The sequence below is a fragment of the Marmoricola sp. URHA0025 HA25 genome (assembly GCF_054059435.1).
Genome location: NZ_JBSSCD010000001.1, coordinates 1898371 through 1917244, shown reverse-complemented (window position 1 = coordinate 1917244; position 18874 = coordinate 1898371). Strand labels below are relative to the sequence as shown.

At 70.7% G+C, this 18874-nt stretch carries 18 protein-coding genes; 9 read left to right on the top strand and 9 right to left on the bottom strand.

All coding sequences use genetic code 11. The annotated features are described in order from the left end of the window. The first annotated feature begins 68 nt into the window (after window positions 1-68). Entirely contained in the window at window positions 69-803 is a 735-nt protein-coding gene (locus ACVW00_RS09355) for a maleylpyruvate isomerase family mycothiol-dependent enzyme (protein WP_457110632.1), read from the top strand. Then, window positions 779-1453, top strand: coding sequence for an MBL fold metallo-hydrolase (locus ACVW00_RS09350; RefSeq protein WP_457110631.1), 675 nt, complete (start codon window positions 779-781; stop codon window positions 1451-1453). Before ACVW00_RS09355 ends, ACVW00_RS09350 begins: the two co-directional genes overlap by 25 nt. 13 nt (window positions 1454-1466) lie before the next feature. Here the strand turns inward: ACVW00_RS09350 and ACVW00_RS09345 are convergent, their stop codons facing one another. Continuing rightward, window positions 1467-2438: an NAD(P)H-dependent flavin oxidoreductase gene (locus ACVW00_RS09345; RefSeq protein ID WP_457110630.1), complete on the bottom strand. Its 972-nt coding sequence runs from the start codon at window positions 2436-2438 to the stop codon at window positions 1467-1469. A gap of 133 nt (window positions 2439-2571) precedes the next feature. Between ACVW00_RS09345 and ACVW00_RS09340 the strand changes: the two genes are divergently transcribed. From ACVW00_RS09340 to ACVW00_RS09330, 3 genes are read left to right on the top strand one after another with little or no spacing between them, the layout of a single operon-like run. Then, window positions 2572-3228, top strand: coding sequence for a phosphatidylserine decarboxylase (locus ACVW00_RS09340; RefSeq protein ID WP_457110629.1), 657 nt, complete (start codon window positions 2572-2574; stop codon window positions 3226-3228). Beyond that, the gene (pssA, locus tag ACVW00_RS09335; protein ID WP_457110628.1) at window positions 3216-4133 is read left to right on the top strand and encodes a CDP-diacylglycerol--serine O-phosphatidyltransferase; all 918 of its coding nucleotides are present in this window, start codon (window positions 3216-3218) and stop codon (window positions 4131-4133) included. The genes ACVW00_RS09340 and pssA overlap by 13 nt, the downstream gene beginning before the upstream one ends. A gap of 51 nt (window positions 4134-4184) precedes the next feature. Then, on the top strand, window positions 4185-6464 hold the full coding sequence (locus tag ACVW00_RS09330; RefSeq protein ID WP_457110627.1) for a hypothetical protein: 2280 nt from the start codon (window positions 4185-4187) through the stop codon (window positions 6462-6464). On the opposite strand, the gene ACVW00_RS09325 is transcribed toward ACVW00_RS09330, so the two are convergent. The 3 genes from ACVW00_RS09325 to ACVW00_RS09315 are packed head-to-tail and all read right to left on the bottom strand — an operon-like array spanning window position 6448 to window position 8991. After that, complete coding sequence (locus tag ACVW00_RS09325) at window positions 6448-7545, bottom strand: 2Fe-2S iron-sulfur cluster-binding protein (protein ID WP_457110626.1); 1098 nt, start codon at window positions 7543-7545, stop codon at window positions 6448-6450. The genes ACVW00_RS09330 and ACVW00_RS09325 overlap by 17 nt on opposite strands. Continuing rightward, entirely contained in the window at window positions 7535-7837 is a 303-nt protein-coding gene (locus ACVW00_RS09320; RefSeq protein ID WP_457110625.1) for a hypothetical protein, read from the bottom strand. The genes ACVW00_RS09325 and ACVW00_RS09320 overlap by 11 nt, the downstream gene beginning before the upstream one ends. Beyond that, complete coding sequence (locus ACVW00_RS09315; protein ID WP_457110624.1) at window positions 7837-8991, bottom strand: Rieske 2Fe-2S domain-containing protein; 1155 nt, start codon at window positions 8989-8991, stop codon at window positions 7837-7839. The genes ACVW00_RS09320 and ACVW00_RS09315 overlap by 1 nt, the downstream gene beginning before the upstream one ends. 133 nt (window positions 8992-9124) lie before the next feature. Between ACVW00_RS09315 and ACVW00_RS09310 the strand changes: the two genes are divergently transcribed. The 4 genes from ACVW00_RS09310 to ACVW00_RS09295 are packed head-to-tail and all read left to right on the top strand — an operon-like array spanning window position 9125 to window position 13892. Beyond that, entirely contained in the window at window positions 9125-10324 is a 1200-nt protein-coding gene (locus tag ACVW00_RS09310) for an acyl-CoA dehydrogenase family protein (RefSeq protein ID WP_457110623.1), read from the top strand. 8 nt (window positions 10325-10332) lie between these two features. Beyond that, window positions 10333-11451 (top strand): acyl-CoA dehydrogenase family protein, encoded by a 1119-nt coding sequence (locus ACVW00_RS09305; RefSeq protein WP_457110622.1) that lies wholly within the window; start codon window positions 10333-10335, stop codon window positions 11449-11451. Beyond that, window positions 11448-12998: an AMP-binding protein gene (locus ACVW00_RS09300; RefSeq protein WP_457110621.1), complete on the top strand. Its 1551-nt coding sequence runs from the start codon at window positions 11448-11450 to the stop codon at window positions 12996-12998. Before ACVW00_RS09305 ends, ACVW00_RS09300 begins: the two co-directional genes overlap by 4 nt. A 21-nt stretch (window positions 12999-13019) precedes the next feature. Further along, the gene (locus ACVW00_RS09295; RefSeq protein WP_457110620.1) at window positions 13020-13892 is read left to right on the top strand and encodes an RDD family protein; all 873 of its coding nucleotides are present in this window, start codon (window positions 13020-13022) and stop codon (window positions 13890-13892) included. Here the strand turns inward: ACVW00_RS09295 and ACVW00_RS09290 are convergent. The 5 genes from ACVW00_RS09290 to ACVW00_RS09270 form a co-directional block, all read right to left on the bottom strand. Then, the gene (locus ACVW00_RS09290; protein ID WP_457110619.1) at window positions 13858-15210 is read right to left on the bottom strand and encodes a hypothetical protein; all 1353 of its coding nucleotides are present in this window, start codon (window positions 15208-15210) and stop codon (window positions 13858-13860) included. The genes ACVW00_RS09295 and ACVW00_RS09290 overlap by 35 nt on opposite strands. Next, window positions 15197-15346 carry a hypothetical protein gene (locus tag ACVW00_RS09285; protein WP_457110618.1) on the bottom strand — a complete coding sequence of 50 codons (150 nt, stop codon included), beginning with the start codon at window positions 15344-15346 and terminating at the stop codon, window positions 15197-15199. The genes ACVW00_RS09290 and ACVW00_RS09285 overlap by 14 nt, the downstream gene beginning before the upstream one ends. Before the next feature lie 63 nt (window positions 15347-15409). Next, a complete protein-coding gene (locus tag ACVW00_RS09280) occupies window positions 15410-16018 on the bottom strand; it encodes a LysE family translocator (protein ID WP_457110617.1) in 609 nt (202 codons plus the stop codon). A gap of 54 nt (window positions 16019-16072) precedes the next feature. Further along, window positions 16073-17173: an NAD(P)H-dependent flavin oxidoreductase gene (locus ACVW00_RS09275; protein ID WP_457110616.1), complete on the bottom strand. Its 1101-nt coding sequence runs from the start codon at window positions 17171-17173 to the stop codon at window positions 16073-16075. Further along, on the bottom strand, window positions 17173-18843 hold the full coding sequence (locus ACVW00_RS09270) for an acyl-CoA synthetase (RefSeq protein ID WP_457110615.1): 1671 nt from the start codon (window positions 18841-18843) through the stop codon (window positions 17173-17175). The genes ACVW00_RS09275 and ACVW00_RS09270 overlap by 1 nt, the downstream gene beginning before the upstream one ends. Window positions 18844-18874: the final 31 nt, after the last annotated feature.

The following is an 18874-nucleotide window of genomic DNA, read 5'->3' as shown; positions in this document are numbered from 1 at the left end:
AACGATCTCATGTGCCACCGACAGAATCCGCTGGTGCCCTGGTCCCCCGTTGCCTGCAGACTGGGCCCATGACGCGGCCGCACAGTCTCGGGGACGCCCTCGCGGCACTCCACCAGTCCGAACAACACCTTCTCCTCACCGTCGATTCCCTCCGTCCGGACGCCTACGCAGAGCCCTCCGTGCTGCCGGGTTGGAGCCGTGCCCACGTCGTCGCGCACCTCGCCCTCAATGCCGAAGGCCTCGCGGGCGCGGTCGACGGGGCCGCCCACGATCGTGAAGTGCCCGTCTACGAGTCGGACGAACGTCGTGACGCCGACATCGAGCAGCTCGCCGGCGCCGAGCCGGCGGAGATCCGCGAGCGACTGTTCGGCGCGGGCCAGGCCCTTCGCGACGCCCTGGACCTGCTCGACGAGGAGCAGTGGGACGGCGCGCTCCTCCGGCTGCCGGGCGGTCCGCGGTGGCCCCTCGCGGAGGTCCCGGAGACGCGTCGCCGCGAGGTGGAGATCCACCATGCCGACCTGGACGCAGGCTATGGGCCCGGCGACTGGCCGGAGGACTTCCGGGTCGCGCTGCTCGACCTGGTGGCAGCCGACCGGGCCGCCGACGCGGAGTCGCCGAGCTTCGCGGTGCGGGCCACGGACACGGTGCGGACCTGGAGCACCGGCGCCGAGCAGCCGGTGGTCGAGGGCCGGGCCGCGGACCTCGCCTGGTGGCTCGTCGGGCGCGGTCTCGGGAAGGGCCTGACCTGTGGCACCGCCGAACTCCCTAGGCTGGGCCCATGGCGACGTACACCGGTGAAGTGAGGCCTGGCGGGACCCCGGACGTCCGCGAGCTGAGCAGGCTGATCATCACCAAGGTCGCGGTCGACCCCCAGATGTCGAACAACTGCTACGTGCTGCGCTGCCGGGCGACCGACGAGCAGGCGCTCATCGACGCGGCCGACGACGCGCCCACCTTGATCCAGGTGCTCGGCGAGAGTGGCGCGACCAAGGTGATCACCACCCATCAGCACTGGGACCACCACCGCGCACTGAAGGAGGTCGCCGCCACGACGGGCGCGGTCGTCCTGGCGGGCGAGGCCGACTCCGACGCGATCACCGAGCAGACCGGCGTGGCCGTCGACGACCGGGTCACCGACGGCGACACCATCGAGGTCGGCGACGCGCGACTGCAGGTGATCCACCTCGTCGGGCACACCCCGGGATCGATCGCCCTGCTGTACGACGACCCGGACGGCACCCCGCACCTGTTCACCGGCGACTCCCTGTTCCCCGGGGGCGTGGGCAACACCTTCGGCGACGAGGGTGCCTTCCGCTCACTGATCGCCGACGTCAGCACGAAGATCTTCGATGCCCTGCCCGACGAGACGTGGTTCTACCCGGGCCACCGCAACGACTCCACGCTCGGCGCCGAGCGTCCGCATCTCGCGGAGTGGCGGGCACGGGGCTGGTAGCTCGACGTCCAGGTCAGGCCGGCGACCCGGCGAGCTCGCCGACGATCGACCCGGCGTCGCGGATGTCCCGGATCCGGGAGACCGTCTCGCCCGCGTAGAGCGGTGAGGTCTCCAGCACGCGCTCCGGGACGTCGCCGGTGGGCGGCAGCGGGGCGAAGAACGGGATCCCGACTGCCTGGTGTCCCAGGATCCAGGCCTGCGCCGACTCCGGCGCGCGGGCCATCGCAGGACGAGTCACCCGGTTGGCCAGCCGGACGAGGGCCGGCCCGCGGCGATCGCGCCGCAACCACCGCCGGGTGGCCGCGTTGGGCAGGACCCGGTGCGTGCCCGGCCAGCCGACCCCGAACAGCTCGGTCAGGACGGTCTCGTCACCGGCGAGCAGCCGGCGCTTGTAGCCGGGGGCCGCACCGCTCTCCGCAGCCATCAGGAACCGGGTTCCGCAGACCGCGGCGATGGCCCCGGCGTCCAGGGCGCGCACGACGTCGGCGGACTCCGCGATTCCCCCCGCGAGCATGAGCGGGTAGTCGGGCGGCAGGGCCGCTCGGGCCTCGGCCAGGAGCTCGAGCGCCGGTGTCGTGCCGCGCACGTGTCCCCCGGCCTCGACGCCCTGCACGATCACGGCGTCGGCGCCGGCCGAGCGGGCGGCGAGCGCCTCACCCACGGATCCGGCCTGGTGGATCCACGGCTTCGACGACCACCGCGTCGGAGTCCCCCAGAACGTCACCACCACGTCGGCTTCCGCTGCCGGACCCGCGTGCCCGGAGCGCGCGAACGGGAGCAGCAGGTTGACCGCGACCGGCCGGTCGGTACGCCGACGCACCGCAGCCAGGTGCGCGCTCATCCTCGACGGGCTCACCATCCCGAGCGTCCCGAGCCCGCCCGCGTCGGACACCGCGACAGCGAGGTCGGGACCGGAGATGCCGCCGCCCATGCCGGCCTGGACGATCGGAACGGCCACCCCGATCCGGTGCAGGAACTCGTCCACCAAGCCTCCTCCGTCCGGTCGTGGCGCCGCCCGCCGATGCCAGCATCGCCTGACCTCGGCGATTCGTGATCTGCACCTCAACCAGACCATGAGACGAGCGTCTGCGCGACACCCAGCCGCTAGCGTGAGCCACATGCCGACCACCATCGACCGCGTGGCGTGGCCGACCGCAGCGGTCGGGGCAGTCCCCTCCCTCCTGGCCGCAATGCTCGGCCGCAAGCGTGCCGCCGCGGTGCTCCTGGCACTGCCGGTGGGGATCGTCGCGTTCTTCCGCGACCCGGATCGCCGGATCGACCTGACACCGGTCGACGAGGACACCGTGCTGGCTCCCGCCGACGGCAGGGTCATGCACGCCGGCCCGGGACAGCCGGGAGTCGCGCCCCCCGGCGACTGGCAGCAGGTGAGCATCTTCCTGTCGGTCTTCGACGTGCACATCAACAGGGCGCCGTACGGCGGCCGGGTCACGAGCGTCTCCCACCGGCCCGGAAAGTGGCTCGCGGCGTACAAGTTCGAGAGCGCGACCGAGAACGAGCGCAGCGACATCACGATCGAGCGGACGGTCGGCGGCAGCACCCGCACGGTGCACTTCCGGCAGATCGTGGGCGCCGTCGCCCGCCGGGTGGTCACCCGGATCCAGGCCGGCGACGAGATCGGCACCGGCGAGCGCATCGGGCTGATGAAGTTCGGGTCCCGGATGGACGTCTTCGTGCCGCCCGAGGTCGAGCTCGCGGTGGCCAAGGGCGACCGGACGGTCGGCGGCGAGACAGTGATCGGCCGATGGACCCGCTGACCGAGCCCACGCAGCACCGTCGTCGCCGGCGGCTGCTCCGCCGTCGCCGGTTCCGGATCGCCTCGCACTCCGGCGCCGAGGTCGTCTCGCTGCGCCAGCTCCCCACCAAGGAGAAGCTGCGGGTCACGGCGCCGAGCATGTTCACCGCAGCGAACATGGCCTGCGGGTTCTCGGCGGTCCCGCTGGCGTTCAACCACCACAGCCACTGGGCGGCGGCCCTGATGACGTTCGCGATCGTGATGGACATCGCCGACGGCGCGGTCGCCCGGCTCGTGGGCGCGACCTCGCCCTTCGGCGTGCAGCTGGACTCGCTCGCCGACCTGATCTCCTTCGGACTGGCGCCGGCGGTGCTCGTCTACACGTGGGTGCTGCCCGAGTGGCCGGTGGTCGCGTGGTTCGCGGCGTACCTGTGGCTGGCGTGCGCCGCCTTCCGGCTCGCGCGGTTCAACTTCACCATCGACCCGACGGCCGACAAGCGGTACTTCGTCGGCATGCCGAGCCCGGGCGCCGCCGCGGTGGTGATCGCCACGGTCGTCGCGCTCGACACCCCCGAGGTCAAGGTCGGCCCAGCGATCCTGCTTCCGGCCTGCATCAGCGTGGTGCCCGCCCTGCTGATGGTGAGCACGGTCAGGTTCCGCTCGTTCCGTGACCTGGTCACGCCCCGGACCCGTCAGGCGCAGGTGACCACAGCGCTGGTGGCGGTCGCGTTCTTCGCCGGACTCGCGATAGTGCCCGCGCTCACGCTCCTCGTGGTCGCCTACGCCTACGTCTTGACCGCACCGCTGGGCGCGCTCACCCGGCCGATCCGGTCACGGATGTTCGGGCCAGACTCCGTCGCCCCGCCGCGGCAGCGCCAGCAGTCCGTGTTCCTGCCACTCACCGGCGAGGACGTCGAAGAGGACTAGAGCGGCCCCGTCGGCTCGCGTGTAGGTTCCGGCCATGGACGGACGGGCGCCGTGAAGAGGTGGCTGGCGCGGGGATCGGCGGCCGCCCTCGTCCTGGCGATCACCAGTCTCCTGCGCCAGCTGCCGACTGCCACCGGCGATGAGCACCCGACCCAGCCGCATGCGCCGCTGCCGGTGCGCCTCGGACCGGCGAAGACGGCGAACACGCATGCCCTGCCGCACGTGGCCAGCCGGGTGACACCCGGACCCCGCGCGGCGCTCACCGGCGCCTCCAGCTTCGACGGGCCGGCACTGGAGGCGTCGCCGAACGCCGCCTTCCCCCCGGACACCCAGGGAGACATCGGCCCGACCCAGTTCGTGGTGACCCTCAACTCGAGGTTCGAGAGCTACTCCAGGAGCGGCGTACCCGACGGCGCCCTCAACCTCCTGCCCTATGCCTTCTTCGCGACCGTGATGACGCCGGTGGCCGGGCTCGTGACCTGCAACTTCACCTCCGACCCCCACATCCGGTACGACCGGCGCTCCCAGCGCTGGTTCGTCGTGATGATCGACGTGCCGAACTGCGACGGGTCCCTGTCCAACCGGATCATGGTCGCGGTCTCCGACGGCCCGACGATCAGCTCCGCGACTGCCGGGTGGACCTTCTCCTGGTTCGCTGCGCCGGCGCTCCAGTTCGCCGACTACCCGACCCTCGGGGTCGACGGTGACGCCCTCTACATCGGGATCAACAACTTCTCGTTCGTGGGCGCCCCGCTGCCGTCCGACGGGTACGTCGTGCCGGTGTCGTCGGTCCTCGCCGGCGGACACATCACCCCTGCGCGCCTGGCCAACCTGCCCGTGTTCACGCCGCAGGGCGTCGACGACCCGTACGGAGCGGACCCGGCCGGGTACTTCGTCGGTGTCGACGCCACGAACTTCGGCGAGCTCCAGGTCGTCCGCGTCGCCGATCCGTCGAGCCCGGCCGCCGACGCGAACGCGCTCATCGTCCCTGCCACCAGCACCCCGCTGCCCGTGCCGCACCAGGACAACGCGAAGGGGAACAACGGGCGCCTCGACGGGCTCGACGACCGGCTGCTCGAGGCCACCATGACCGCCGACGGCCACATCTGGACCGCACACGGCATCGGGGTCAACGCCGCCGGCGGCGTGAGCTCCCCTGCGCCCAACCGCGACGGCGCCCGCTGGTACGAGCTCGGCGGTGTCTCCGCCACGCCCCAGCTCGTCCAGAGCGGGACCGTCTTCGACAGCTCCGCGACGAACCCGAGGTTCTACTGGATGCCGACCCTGGCCGTCTCGGGCCAGGGCATCATGGCGCTCGCCGGCAGCGTCGCCGGGGCCGCTCTGCACGCCAACGCGTGGTACGCAGCCAAGCTCCCGGGCGACCCGGTCAGCGCACCCGTGAACTACACGACCAGCACCTTCGCCTACAACCCTCCGGGCGACACCGGCGGCACCGGCGGCCGACGATGGGGCGACTACTCGTTGACCCGCGTCGACCCGACGGACAACCAGACCATCTGGACGATCCAGGAATATGCGTCCGCCGACGACACCTGGGGGGTGCGGATCGCCCGTCTGCAGGCGCCCCGGCCCGGCGACGCCGACCTCCGTGGCCGCTGTGCCCCCGAGTGCTGCGAGCGTCCACGCCGTGCTGACCGGCTCGTCGACCGGTGGATCCGCCTGGTACGACCCGGGACCCGGCTTCGCGAAACGGTTCAGCGTCGGATCCGGGTGCGGCGTGGCGGTCACCTCTGCGACCGTCATCTCGGCGACGAGCGTCGACCTCGACCTGGACACGAGGAACGCGAGCCCCGGCACCTGCGCGCTGACCACGGTCAACCCGGACGGGCAGTCCGCGAGCGCCCCGGTGCTCGTGGTCACGCGGTTCCAGCCCGACGCCCTCGTCCGGCTGGCATCGGGACCGACGTACAAGGGCGGCAACGTCTACAACACGACCGGCGTCGACCAGACGGTCCGGGCGAGGAGCGGACGACGCCACCACGTCAGCTTCTCCGTCCGGGTGCAGAACGACGGCAACGCGGCGGACTCGTTCCGGCTCACCGGCGCCGGTGCGCAACGGGGCTTCGGGGTGCGCTACTTCATCGGGACGACGAACGTGACGGCCGCCGTCGTCAGCGGCACGCTCCTCACTCCGGCCCTCGCGCCCGGAGCCGACCTCGTCGTGCGCGTCGTGGTCCGGGTCAAGAAGGGCGCCCGGATCGGCTCGGTCGGCTCCTGGCTCGTCCGGGCGACCTCCTCGCAGGCTCCCGGCAGGGGCGACGTCGTCAGGGCCAAGGTGAAGGTGCGCGGCTGATCAGCCGTTGTAGGTGATCCGCAGCTTCTCGGAGAGCGGCTTGGCCTGGCAGACGAGCCGGATGCCCTCGTCGAGGTCGTCCTTGTCGAGGACCTCGTTGTGCAGCAGCTTCACCTCGCCCTCGAGCACCAGGCACGCGCACGCGCTGCACTGACCCTCACGGCAGCTGAACGGCGCGTCGATGCCCTTGGACTCGAGGAACTCCAGCAGCACCTCGTCGCCGGACCAGTCGTCGAACGCGTGCTGCTGGCCGTCGAGCTCCACCTCGACCGAGATCGGTCCGGTGAACGCGGGCTCCTGCCTCGCGGAGTCGCCGTCCTCGTCGGCGTCGTCGGCATCGGCCAGCTCCTTCTGCGCGGCGAGCACCTCCTCCACGTCGCCGAAGGGGTTGCCGCCGAGCGACACGAACTTCTCCTGGTGCCGCCGCTCGCGGGGGAACCCGAGCTCCTTGAGCGCGTTGGTCACCGCCTTCATGTACGGCGCCGGACCGCACACGAACGCCGTGTAGGAGGTGAAGTACGACGCGAACAGGGACAGCTGCGTCTCCGAGGGCAGCCCCTGCAGCGCCACCAGCCAGTGCACGACGGTGAACCGGTCGGCGTACTCCTCGACGAGCTCGGCGAGGTGTCGCGCGAAGATCACCGACGACTCGTTCTCATTGGCGTAGAACAGCACCACCTTGCCGGTGCCCTTCTCCAGGGCGGTGCGCGCGATCGACATCACCGGCGTGATCCCGGAGCCACCCGCGAACAGCAGGAAGTCGGCGTCGACGTCCTTGGGGGTGAAGATGCCGCTCGGGGGCAGCACGCGCATCGTGTCGCCGGCCCTGAGGTGCTCGCAGATCCAGTTCGAGGCGTAGCCGTCGACGGTCCGCTTGACGGTGATCTGGTGGCGGCCGCTGTGCGGGGCGCTCGAGAGCGAGTAGCAGCGGGCGACGAGGCCGGTGCGGTCGCTGGGGACGGCCACCGTGAGGAACTGCCCGGGCGTGTAGGCGAACGTCTCCTGGAGCTCCGAGGGAACCTCGAACACCACCGACCTGGCCTCGCCCGTCTCCTCGATGACCTCCGCCACGTTCAGGACGTAGGACTCAGTAGCCATCTTGGGCGCCGACCTCCAGCTCACCTTCACTGACGGCGCGGTCGATCGAGGCCATCAGTCGCGAACACGTCTCGTACACCGGCCGACCGCCCGGTTGCCCGGACAGCCTCGCAAACTCCTGGCAGTGCCCGAGGGCGTCATCCGTCCACTGGACCGCGGTGTGGTGCTCGCTGTTCTTCTTCACCTTCACCTTGGCCAGGCAGTCCAGGCAGGCGATCTCCCGGAGCCGCCCGTCGAGGTAGAGGCGCTGGTCCTCGACGGTCTCCTGACGGGTGGGGGCGAAGAGGGCCATCAAGCCTCCACCGGTGCGGCGGCTTCCTGGTCAGCGCGCCGGCGAAGGTTCTCGGCCACCTCCGCGTGCCAGTACTCGTTGGCCTTGGTGGTGTCGACCTCGAACTCGAACCGGTCCACCATCTCCGGCTTGATCTCGGCCTGGTCCACGTAGAACTGCTCGTACCAGCGGCGCAGCTGGTAGACGGGCCCGTCCTCCTCGCAGAGCAGCGGGTTCTGGACCGGGGCCTTGTTCTCCCAGATCGCGACGTCCTGCAGGAAGCCGGTGCCGAACGACTCGGTGTAGCGCTCGGCGATGTACTGGACGGTCTTCTCGTCGAGGCCCTCGGGCTTCTTGACGGTGATGCCGTACTGCAGGGTGAACGAGCTCGGGCTCGTCGGCAGGTGGCAGTTGATCAGGATCACCTCGGTGACATAGCCCTTGTAGTCCACCTCCAGCCAGTTGACCATGTACGCCGGCCCGAAGTACGTCGCGACCGACTTCAGGGTCGAGTTCTCGTCGCCGTACCCGCCCGAGCCCATGTCGGGACGGCCCTTCGACGACATGTACTGCGTCGCAGTGTGCCCCTCGAAGACGTTGCGGAAGTCGGTCGGGAAGGCGAAGTGCACGTAGTAGAAGTGCGCCATGTCGGCGACGTTGTCGATCAGCTCGCGGCAGTGGGACCCGTTGATCTCCTTGGTGTGCCACGACCAGGCGGTGTACTGGTCGCCGAGGACGTCGGGGAGCTCCGGGGGCAGGATGTCGAGGTCGGCGGCGGAGCCCTCGGGGTCGTGCCAGATGAAGACCTGCCCGTTGCGCTCGGCGGTCTCGTACCGCTGCGTGCGCGCCCGCATCGGCACCCGACGGGCGTACGGGATCTCCTTGCACTTGCCGTCGCCGCCCCAGCGCCAGTCGTGGAACGGGCAGGCGATGTTGTCTCCCTTGACCTCGCCCTGGGTCAGGTCACCCCCCATGTGCCGGCAGTAGCCGTCGAGCACGTTGAGCTTGCCCTGGCTGTCCGACCAGACCACCAGCTTGCGCTCGAAGGCGTTGATGCGGTGCGGCTTGCCGTCGCGGAAGGTCTCCGCGAGACCGAGGCAGTGCCAACCGCGGGCGTACCGCGCCGGCGCGACCCCGGGGTCCAGGGCGCGGGCTTCGGTGGTGGCGGTGCTCATCGTGCCTCCCAGGGGTGTCTGTCAAAACAAGAACAGGTTATAGTTTTGGGGCGGAGAAATCCAGCACGGCCCGTCACTCCGCCACCTCCGACCGGGCCTGTCCCCGGCCCCATCACTGCGTGAGGATGACCCCATGAGGATCGCACTGACCGAAGAGCAGGAACAGCTCCGCAGTGAGCTGCGCGCGTACTTCGCCGAGCTGGTCACCCCCGAGGTCCGCACCGGTCTGGCGGCTGCCACGGGCGACAACCTGGAGGAGGGCGGCGAGTTCGGGAAGGCCAGCGTCTACAAGGACGTGATCCGCCAGATCGGGCAGGACGGCTGGCTCGGCATCGGCTGGCCGAAGGAGTACGGCGGCCAGGCGCGCTCGATGATGGAGCAGCTCATCTTCACCGACGAGGCCGCCATCGCGGGGGTCCCGATCCCCTACCTCACGCTCAACACGGTCGGTCCGACGATCATGCGCTACGGCACCGACGCGCAGCGCGAGGAGATCCTCCCGAAGATCCTCAAGGGCGAGATGCACTTCTCGATCGGCTACTCCGAGCCCGGCTCGGGCACCGACCTCGCCAGCCTGCAGACGCGGGCGGTGGTCGAAGGAGACGAGTGGGTGATCAACGGCCAGAAGATGTGGACCTCGCTGATCCAGTACGCCGACTACGTCTGGCTCGCCTGCCGGACCGATCCCGACCTGCCACGGCACAAGGGCCTCTCGATGATCCTGGTGCCGACGTCTGCCGAGGGCTTCTCCTACACCCCCGTGCACACGGTGGCGGGAGTGAGCACCAGCGCGACGTACTACGACAACGTGCGCGTGCCGCGGGAGAACCTCGTCGGCGAGCTCAACGGCGGCTGGGCACTGATGACCAACCAGCTCAACCACGAGCGGGTCGCGCTCACCTCGGCCGCACCGACCGAGCAGTCCATCCGGCTGGTCCGCGAGTGGGCGCAGCAGACCAAGAACCCCGACGGCAGCAGGGTCATCGACGCCGAGTGGGTCCAGGTCCTGCTCGGCCGGGCGCACGCGCGCGCCGACATGCTCAAGCTGCTGAACTGGAAGCTCGCCTCCGCCACCGACGACCTCTCCCCCGCACACGCGTCCGCGACGAAGGTCTACGGCTCGGAGCTCGCCACCGAGGTCTACCGGGCGCTGATGGAGATCGTCGGGCCGGAGGCCGTCGTGAGCGGCGACGCCGAGGGAGCGGTGCTCCGCGGGCGGCTCGAGCGCTTCTACCGCTCCGCGCTGGTGATGACCTTCGGCGGCGGCACCAACGAGATCCAGCGGGACATCATCGGGTACGTCGGCCTCGGCCTGCCCGCCGCCAAGCGATAGGGACTGACATGGACTTCTCCTTCTCCGAGACCCAGAACGACGCCTCGGCACTCGCCTCGATGGTGTTCAAGAACGAGTGCACTCCCGAGCGGCTCAAGGCGGCGGTCACCAAGGACGGCCGCTTCGACGCCGGCCTCTGGGCCAGGCTCGGCGACGCCGGCCTGCTCGGCCTCTGCCTGCCGGAGAACCTCGCCGGCTCGGGCCTTGGCCTGCTCGAGCTGTGCAGCGTGCTCGTCGAGGCCGGCCGGCACGTCGCGCCGGTGCCGTTGGCCACCCACGTGCCGACGGCGATGGCGGTCGCCCGCTTCGGCGACCCGGCCACCCAGGGCATGTGGATCGAGGGCGCCAGCACCGGCCAGGCGATCCTGACCACAGCGGTGGCCGAGGAGCGTGAGTACGTGCCGGCAACCCCGACGACCACGGCGGACTTCGACGGCGAGCACTGGCTGCTGACGGGCATCAAGGTGGTGGTCCCGGCCGGCACGATCGCCGAGCTGTTCGTCGTACCGGCGCAGACTGCAGAGGGGGTGACCGCCTTCCTGGTCCACCCCGACGATCCCGGTGTGGCGATCACCGCCCAGCGGATCAGTGACGGCGACGTGGTCGCCCGCCTCGACCTCAACCGGGCCGCGGTGCCCGCCGCCCGGATCCTCGGTGCCATCGGCAGCGGCACCGAGGTCGTCGACTGGCTCCAGCAGCGGCTGACCGTGGCGGCGTGCGCGATGCAGCTGGGCATCGTCAAGGGCGCACTCGACCTGACCGCGGAGTACGCCAGGACCCGCGAGCAGTTCGGCCGACCGATCGGCACCTTCCAGGCCGTGTCGCAGCGGCTCGCCGACGGCTACATCGACGTCCTCGGCGCCGAGCTCACCCTCTGGCAGGCGGCCTGGCGGCTCGAGGAGGGCCTGCCCGCCGAGAAGGAGATCGCCACCGCCAAGCTCTGGGCCGCCGACACCGGCCACAAGCTCGCCCACACCACGGTCCACGTCCACGGCGGCGTGGGGATCGATCTCGACGGCGAGGCGCACCGCTACTTCACCGCCGCGAAGCTCCACGAGTTCCTGCTCGGCGGCACCACCGACCAGGCCCGCAAGGTGGGCCAGATCCTGGCTGCCGAACCGGTGTGACCACGCTCAGGCACCTGCTCCTGGAGAGGGAGGGCGACGACCACCCGGCGCTGCTCGCCGGCGACCGGCGCTGGTCCTGGCGGGAGTACGTCGAGATCGCGGCCGGGCGCGCGGCGACGCTCCTGGGTCTGCTCGACCCGACCCGCCCACCGCACGTCGGTGTCCTGCTGGACAACACCCCCGAGATGGCGTTCCAGCTGGCAGCGGCCGGGCTCGGCGGCCACGTCCTGGTGGGCCTGAACACCACCCGGCGCGGCGAGGCGCTGCTGGCCGACATCCGCAAGGCCGACGTCCAGGTGATCGTCGTCGAGAAGACGCACGCGGCCCTGCTCGACGGGCTCGACCTGGCGGGTGTGCGCGTGGTCGCTGCCTCCGACCTTCCGGTGGTTGAGCCTGTCGAAACCCGGTCGCTGGTCTCGACAGGCTCAACCACCGCGGAGTCGCTCTTCATGCTGATCTTCACCAGCGGGACCAGCGGCGAGCCGAAGGCCGTGCGGATCACGCACGAGAAGGTGTCCCACCCCGGCCAGTACCTCAACGAGCGCCTCGGCCTGGGACGCGACGACGTCCACTACGTCTCGATGCCGCTGTTCCACTCCAACGCCGTGATGGCCGGCTGGGGTCCCGCGCTGGTGTCGGGGGCGACGATCGCGCTCGCGGAGCGGTTCAGCGCGTCGGGCTTCCTCGCGGACGTCCGGAGGTACGGCGCGACGTACGCCAACTACGTGGGCAAGCCGCTGGCCTACGTCCTCGCGACTCCCGAGCAGCCCGACGACGCCGACAACCCGCTGCGGATCGTCTTCGGCAACGAGGCGGGCGAGCGGGACACGCACGAGTTCGCCCGCCGCTTCGGGTGCGTGGTCGTCGACGGCTTCGGCTCGACCGAGAACGCGGTGATCGTCAGCCGGGTCCCGGGCACGCCTCCGGGATCACTGGGCCAGCCGTTCCCCGGTGTCGCCGTGCTCGACCCGGAGACCGGCGAGGAGTGCCCGCGCGCGACGTTCGACGAGCACGGGAGGGTGACCAACCTCGACGCGTGCGTCGGCGAGCTCGTGAACACCCGGGGCATGGGCCAGTTCGCCGGCTACTACAACGACGAGGCGGCCACGACCGAGCGGATGCGCGGCGGGATGTACTGGAGCGGCGACCTCGCCTACCGCGACGCCGACGGCTGGGTCTACTACGCGGGGCGCACGGCCGACTGGCTGCGCGTCGACGGGGAGAACCTCGCGGCGGCACCGGTCGAGCGGATCATCCTGCGCCACCCGGCGGTCAGCGAGGCCGCGGTGTACGCCGTCCCCGACCCGCACGCCGGCGACCAGCTGGCCGCGGCTCTCGTGACCACGGCCCCGATCAGTCCGCAGGAGTGGGAGTCGTTCCTCGCCTCGCAGCCGGACCTCGGGACCAAGGGCTGGCCCCGGTTCGTTCGGGTGGTCGAGCAGCTCCCGCGGACGGCCACCAACAAGGTGCTCAAGCGCGAGCTCCAGCGGGCGGGGCTCGAGGGCGTCACCTGGACACGGGAGGAGCGCGGGACGGCGTACCGCTGACCCGTCTGGCACCATCGCCCCATGACGCAGATCCCGGCCGGCTGGTACCCCGACCCCGACGCGCAGGCGCTGCCCGGGCGGCTGCGCTACTGGGACGGCGCGGCGTGGACCGCCCACACCCATGACCCGCAGCCGGTCGTGCCGACCTATCCCCCGGCGTACCCGGCCCCCTATGGCCAGGCGTCCGCGCAGGCGCCCTACCCTCATGCCGGCTACGAGCAGATCGGCTACGCGCCCCCCGCGCCGAAGCCTCACCCGACCACCCCGGACGGGCAGCCGCTCTCGGGCTGGTGGCGCCGGGTGCTCGCGGTGGTCCTCGACGGGTTCATCCAGGCTCCGTTGTACGCGCTCGCTGCGATCCCGGTCGTGACCTGGCAGTGGGACGAGCTCTCCAGCTGGTTCTCCGGCCTCTCCGACTCGATCGAGAACGACGCCGCGAGCCCGCCCGACCCCGCGATCCTCGACCCGACGTCCGCGCCCGGGCTCGTGCTGGTCCTCTCGCTCCTGGTGGCCACGACGTTGTACACGGTGGTGTTCCTGCGCTGGAAGCAGGCGACACCCGGGAAGCTCATCGTCGGTGTGCGCGTGCGTCGGCGCGACACCCCCGGGCCTCTCCCCTGGTCGACGATCACCCTGCGGGTCGGGTTCGTCACGGCCATCTCGCTGTTCGCGCAGGTGCCGCTGATCGGCGCCGTCTTCGCACTGGGCGCCCTCGTCGACTACCTGTGGCCGCTGTGGGACGACAAGAACCAGGCGCTGCACGACAAGGTCGCCCGGACCAACGTCGTCCTGGCCCGTGGTGACACCGTCCAGACGGTCCACGCGGACCACCCGGGCCGGCCCGGCAACGAGGTGCAGGTCAGCGCGGAAGCAGGTCTTCCACCCCGTTGGTGAGCCGGACCACGTAGAACCCGGAGTTCGTGTCGGTGTACCAGACCGAGTCGTTCGCCGGGTCCCACGCCGGCTGCGACATCGCGTAGGCACCGGTGCCGAACACCGTGAGCTTCGTGGGGTTCACCACGGGCTTGTTGAAGTACGCGACCTCGCGCGGGTGGCGCACGTCGCGGATGTCGAAGAGCCGCAGGCCCGAGAGGATCATCGAGCAGCCCGCGATGTCGGGGTTGTCGCGGGTCGGGACGCCGCAGTAGTGCGCGGCGTACCCCTGGGCGGGGAACGAGGCGCCCGGGTCCTGCAGCTGCTCACCCGCGTGCACGTCCGGCTGGTGCACCGCGAGCCGGACGTCGGAGACGATCTCGGGGTGCTGCGGGTCGTCGACATCGATGATCCGGGCGGCACCGACCGGCGAGTGCGCCAGGTCGGTCAGGCCCGTCAGCGAGAACAGGTCCACGAACTCGTCGACCTCGAAGAGGTAGTGGTGGCCGTCGCGGGTGAACGGCTCGGCGACCTGCGGGATCGAGACACCGTGCCAGGTGATCGTGGACAGGACCGGAACCGACGGGTTCGGCACCCGGTCCTGGATCTGGCTGACGTCGAGGATGCGCAGCCCGGCTCCGGTCAGGCCGGTGGGGCCGACCGTGCCGAGGTGGGCGGCGTAGAGCGTCCGGCCGTCGTCGGAGAGCCGCATGCCGTGGTACTGGACGCCGAGCTGCTGGAAGATCGTCCGCGGGTGGCTCGCGTCCGAGACGTCGACGGCTGCGAACCCGGCAACGGCGCCCGACGCGTACCAGGTGCGGCCGTCGGGTGAGAACCCGCTCTCGTGGCCGAAGAGGCTCGACAGGGTGGTCGACAGGTGTCGGGGGTGCCGGCAGTCGGTCTTCACGTCGTACAGGTCGAGCACGCCGGGAAGGGTCACGGCCGTGCCCAGCTCGGCCGCGAGCAGGCCGCGCCGATCGTTGACGAGCAACGACTCGTGCGGGCTGAGCATCGCCAGCGAGGTCAGGTTCGCGGTGCGCACCGGACGTGCCGGATCGGTCATGTCGAGCACCACCACGCCCTGTCCGTCACCGGAGAGCAGGTTGGAGACGACGTCGCGCCCGATGAGCAGCGTGGAGTCGTAGAACGCGCAGGTGTGGCCCTGCGAGTCGGTGTAGCGCAGGGTCTTGAACCCGCCCGAGCTGCCCTGGTGCGCCACCTGCTCGGTGTTGCACGTGTAGCCCTGCGCGGCCCGCCCGGAGTCGTAGTCCGCGGTCGGGACGCGGCCCTGGATCGAGGTCTCGGGCAGCGAGCCCGGACCGCAGTCAGCGGCCGGCACCGCCGGGGCGGGGTCCCGGATCGGTGGCTCCGAAGCTGCCGCTGCCGACCCAACCGAGGCCGAGCGTCAGGAGAGCCGTGAGGACGAGGACGAGGCGGCGCGCCGCAGCGACGCGGCTGGGAGGGGTGCCGAGCATGGCGTGACCCTACTCACGCGGGACGGTTACTGCTACCGCTGGTTCCGGTAAGTGGGCCGGCGCTCACTCGGTGGCGAGCCGCACTCCGAACGCGACCAGCACGGCAGCGGTCGCGGTGTCGAGCCGCCGCCGGATCCTGGGCGTGCTCATCCACGTCGTCACGCGGGTCGCCAGGCCCAGCAGCAGCACCCAGTACGCCGCCGTCAGCGCGATGAAGATCGCTCCGAACAGCAGCGTCATCCCGAGCACCGAGGAGCCGGCGGGGACGAATCCCGGCAGGAAGGTCACGAAGAACACGCCGACCTTGGGGTTCAGCAGGTTGGTCAGCACGCCGGCGCGGAACCCCGTGCCGAGGACGCCCCGCCGGCCCTCGCCGACCTGGTCCACACGCCCCCGGGAACGCCACGCCTGGACGCCGAGCAGGACCAGGTAGCAGGCGCCGACGATCCGCAGGACGGCGTAGCCGACCTCGCTGGCCTCGAGCATCGCGGCCAGCCCGAGCGCTGCGCCGACCACCCACACGGTCAGGCCGCACAGGTTGCCCAGCGCGGTGAGCGTGCCCTGGCGCCGGCCGCCCCGCAGGATGCTGCGGACCACGACGAGCGTGTCGGGTCCGGGCAGCAAGACGATCAGCGTCGCGGCGCCGACGAAGGCCAGGAGGGTGAGGAGCACCGACCCAGCCTAGGCCCGCCACCGGTGGTTGAGCCTGTCGAAACCCTTCGCGGGCTATCCCCGGATCTTCTCGAGCCGCGCGACGGTCTCCTCGTACTCCGAGATCAGCTCGGCCATCACCTGGGCGACCGGCCGGACCTCGTTGGTGCGACCGATGATCTGGCCGGCGGGCATCGCGACCGTGTCGGGGTCGTCGCCCATGTTCATCCGGTTGTGCGCGTCGGAGACCAGGAGGTTCTGCAGCGGCATCGGGAGCGGTGCGGGTGCGCCCTCCTCCTCCCACGCGGCGGTCCACTTGTTCTTGAGCAGACGGGCCGGCTTGCCGGTGTACACGCGGCTGCGGACGGTGTCGCCCGAGCCGGCCTTGAGCAGAGCTCGCTGGATGGTGTCGGTCTGGCCGAGGTCGTACTCGGCGACGGTCAGCCACAGCGACCCCGTCCAGACGCCTTGGGCTCCGAGAGCGAGCGAAGCCGCGACCTGCCGACCGCAGCCGATGCCGCCGGCGGCGAGCACGGTGACGTCGGGGCCGACTGCGTCGACGATCTCCGGGGTGAGCACCATGCTGGCGATCTCGCCGGTGTGCCCGCCGGCCTCGTAGCCCTGCGAGACGATGATGTCGACCCCGTTGGCCACATGGGACGCCGCGTGCTTCGCGGCGCCGGCCAGGGCGGCGACCAGGACACCCTTCGCGTGCGCCTGCTCGATGACGTCGTTCGGCGGGGTGCCCAGCGCGTTGGCGATCAGCACGGGGCGGTGCTTGAGTGCGACGTCGACGTGCGAGCGCGCCATCGAGTGCAGCCAGCCGAGGACGCCCTCGCGACCTTCGCCCTCGGGCAGCGGCGGGACGCCGAGCTTCCTCAGCGTCTCCTCGACGAAGGAGATGTGCTCGCCTGGGATGAGGTCCTTGAGGTCGACCGACGTGCCCTCGGTCGGGATCTTCATGGGCATCACGACGTCGACGCCGTACGGCTTGCCGTCGGTGTTCCCGTCCAGCCAGGTCAACGTCTCGTCAAGCTCGCCGGCGTCGTTGAAACGAACGGCTCCCAGGACCCCCAGGCCACCGGCGCGGGAAACGGCCGCGGCGACCTTCTCCGACGGCGTGAACGCGAAGATCGGGTACTCGATGCCGAGCCGTTCGCAGATCTCGGTGCGCATCAGGCGAGCGCCCCTTCCTCGTTCTTGGTGGCACCGGTGGCCTGGGCGGCGAGGAGCATCTCCTTGGCCCGTGGGTACTGCGCCTTGCCGGTCGCGTTGCGCGGGATCTCCGGCACGACGGTCATCGCGCGCGGGAGCTTGTAGCCGGACAGCGAGGAGCGCAGGAAGTCGCGCAGCTCGTCCAGCTCGAGCGTCGCGCCTTCGCGCAGCTCGACGACCACGGCGACGGCCTGGCCGTACTTCTCGTCGGGGACGCCCACGACCAGGCAGTCGTACACCGCGGGATGGCTCTTGATGGCCATCTCCACCTCTTCGGGGTAGACCTTCTCACCGCCGGTGTTGACGCAGTTCGAGCCCCGCCCCAGCAGGGTGACCTTGCCGCCCTCCTCGATGCGGGCGAAGTCGCCCGGCACGGAGTAGCGCTGGCCGTCGACCTCCAGGAAGGTGGCCGCCGACTTCTCGGGGTCCTTGTAGTAGCCGACCGGCACCGAGCCGCCGCGTGCGAGGCGGCCGATCCTGCCGACGCTCGTCGCCAGGTCCATCGGCACGTTGTGGTCGTCGAGGACGACGCTGTTCGGGCCGAGCCCGACGAGGGGCCCGTCCGTGCTGATCTGCTTGTCCTTCTCCTGCATGCCCATGCCCTGGAAGCCGGTCTCGGAGGCACCGACCGAGTCGGAGAAGATCGCGTCGGGGAAGGTCGCCATCCAGCGCTCCTTCACCTGCGGGCTGAAGATCGCCGCGCTGCTGGCCACCACGAACAGGCTCGAGGCGTCGTACGGCGTGTCGGTGGCCGCCTTGCGCTCGAACTCCTCGATCAGCGGGCGCGCCATCGCGTCACCGGTCATGAAGATCATCTGGACCTTGTCCTGCTCTATGACCTCCCACGTGCGAGCCGGGTCGAACTTCGGCTCGAGGATCGTCAGGTGGCCGGCGAACAGGTGCATGAGCAGGCCGGCCTGCGCGCCGCCGTGCATCAGCGGGCTGAGCGGGAAGGTGATCATCCGGCCGTCCTGCTTGGCCTGCTCGGACTGGTCATACTCGGACAGCGGGTCGCCGGTGTAGAAGTCGATGCCTCCGCCGAGCACCCGCCAGAAGTCCTCGTGGCGCCACATCACGCCCTTGGGGAACCCGGTGGTGCCGCCGGTGTAGATGATGTGCAGGTCGTCGGGGCTGCGCTCCTCGAAGTCGCGCTCGGCGCTCTGGTCGGCCACCGCGTCGGCGAGCAGCACGCCGCCGTACGAGGTGACGTCCTCCCCTGAGTCGGGCGTCACGACGTCGGGGATCGCCACGAAGGTCTTGAGCCTGGGGTGGTTCGGCGCGCACTTGGCGACCAGCGGGGCGTACGAGCGCTCGTGGATCAGCGCGACGACGTCGGCGTTGTCGAAGAGGTAGTTCAGCTCGCCCTCGACGTAGCGGTAGTTCACGTTGATGTTCACGGCGCGGATCTTGACGATCGCCAGCACCGCCACCACGTGGTCGATGTTGTTCTTCGCATAGATCGCCACGTGGTCGCCCGCGGTGACACCCTGCGCCTGCAGGTAGTGGGCCAGGCGGTTGGCGTCGGCCTCGAGCTCGGCGTACGTCACGACCGTGTCGCCGACCTTCACTGCGGGGTTGTCGGGCGCGGCGTCCACGGCATGCTCGAAGAGGTCAGCGATGTTGATGGCCATGCGGCCGAGACTAGAACACGTTCTCGTTCTT

What these genes read in the sequence shown, in the direction of transcription:
- ACVW00_RS09320 (WP_457110625.1), bottom strand. Translation starts at nt 7,837, where the DNA reads ATGGCCCTCTTCGCCCCCACCCGTCAGGAGACCGTCGAGGACCAGCGC.
- ACVW00_RS09350 (WP_457110631.1), top strand. Translation starts at nt 779, where the DNA reads ATGGCGACGTACACCGGTGAAGTGAGGCCTGGCGGGACCCCGGACGTC.
- ACVW00_RS09325 (WP_457110626.1), bottom strand. Translation starts at nt 7,545, where the DNA reads ATGGCTACTGAGTCCTACGTCCTGAACGTGGCGGAGGTCATCGAGGAG.
- ACVW00_RS09285 (WP_457110618.1), bottom strand. Translation starts at nt 15,346, where the DNA reads ATGCTCGGCACCCCTCCCAGCCGCGTCGCTGCGGCGCGCCGCCTCGTC.
- ACVW00_RS09295 (WP_457110620.1), top strand. Translation starts at nt 13,020, where the DNA reads ATGACGCAGATCCCGGCCGGCTGGTACCCCGACCCCGACGCGCAGGCG.
- ACVW00_RS09275 (WP_457110616.1), bottom strand. Translation starts at nt 17,173, where the DNA reads ATGCGCACCGAGATCTGCGAACGGCTCGGCATCGAGTACCCGATCTTC.
- pssA (WP_457110628.1), top strand. Translation starts at nt 3,216, where the DNA reads ATGGACCCGCTGACCGAGCCCACGCAGCACCGTCGTCGCCGGCGGCTG.
- ACVW00_RS09315 (WP_457110624.1), bottom strand. Translation starts at nt 8,991, where the DNA reads ATGAGCACCGCCACCACCGAAGCCCGCGCCCTGGACCCCGGGGTCGCG.
- ACVW00_RS09355 (WP_457110632.1), top strand. Translation starts at nt 69, where the DNA reads ATGACGCGGCCGCACAGTCTCGGGGACGCCCTCGCGGCACTCCACCAG.
- ACVW00_RS09310 (WP_457110623.1), top strand. Translation starts at nt 9,125, where the DNA reads ATGAGGATCGCACTGACCGAAGAGCAGGAACAGCTCCGCAGTGAGCTG.
- ACVW00_RS09305 (WP_457110622.1), top strand. Translation starts at nt 10,333, where the DNA reads ATGGACTTCTCCTTCTCCGAGACCCAGAACGACGCCTCGGCACTCGCC.
- ACVW00_RS09340 (WP_457110629.1), top strand. Translation starts at nt 2,572, where the DNA reads ATGCCGACCACCATCGACCGCGTGGCGTGGCCGACCGCAGCGGTCGGG.
- ACVW00_RS09270 (WP_457110615.1), bottom strand. Translation starts at nt 18,843, where the DNA reads ATGGCCATCAACATCGCTGACCTCTTCGAGCATGCCGTGGACGCCGCG.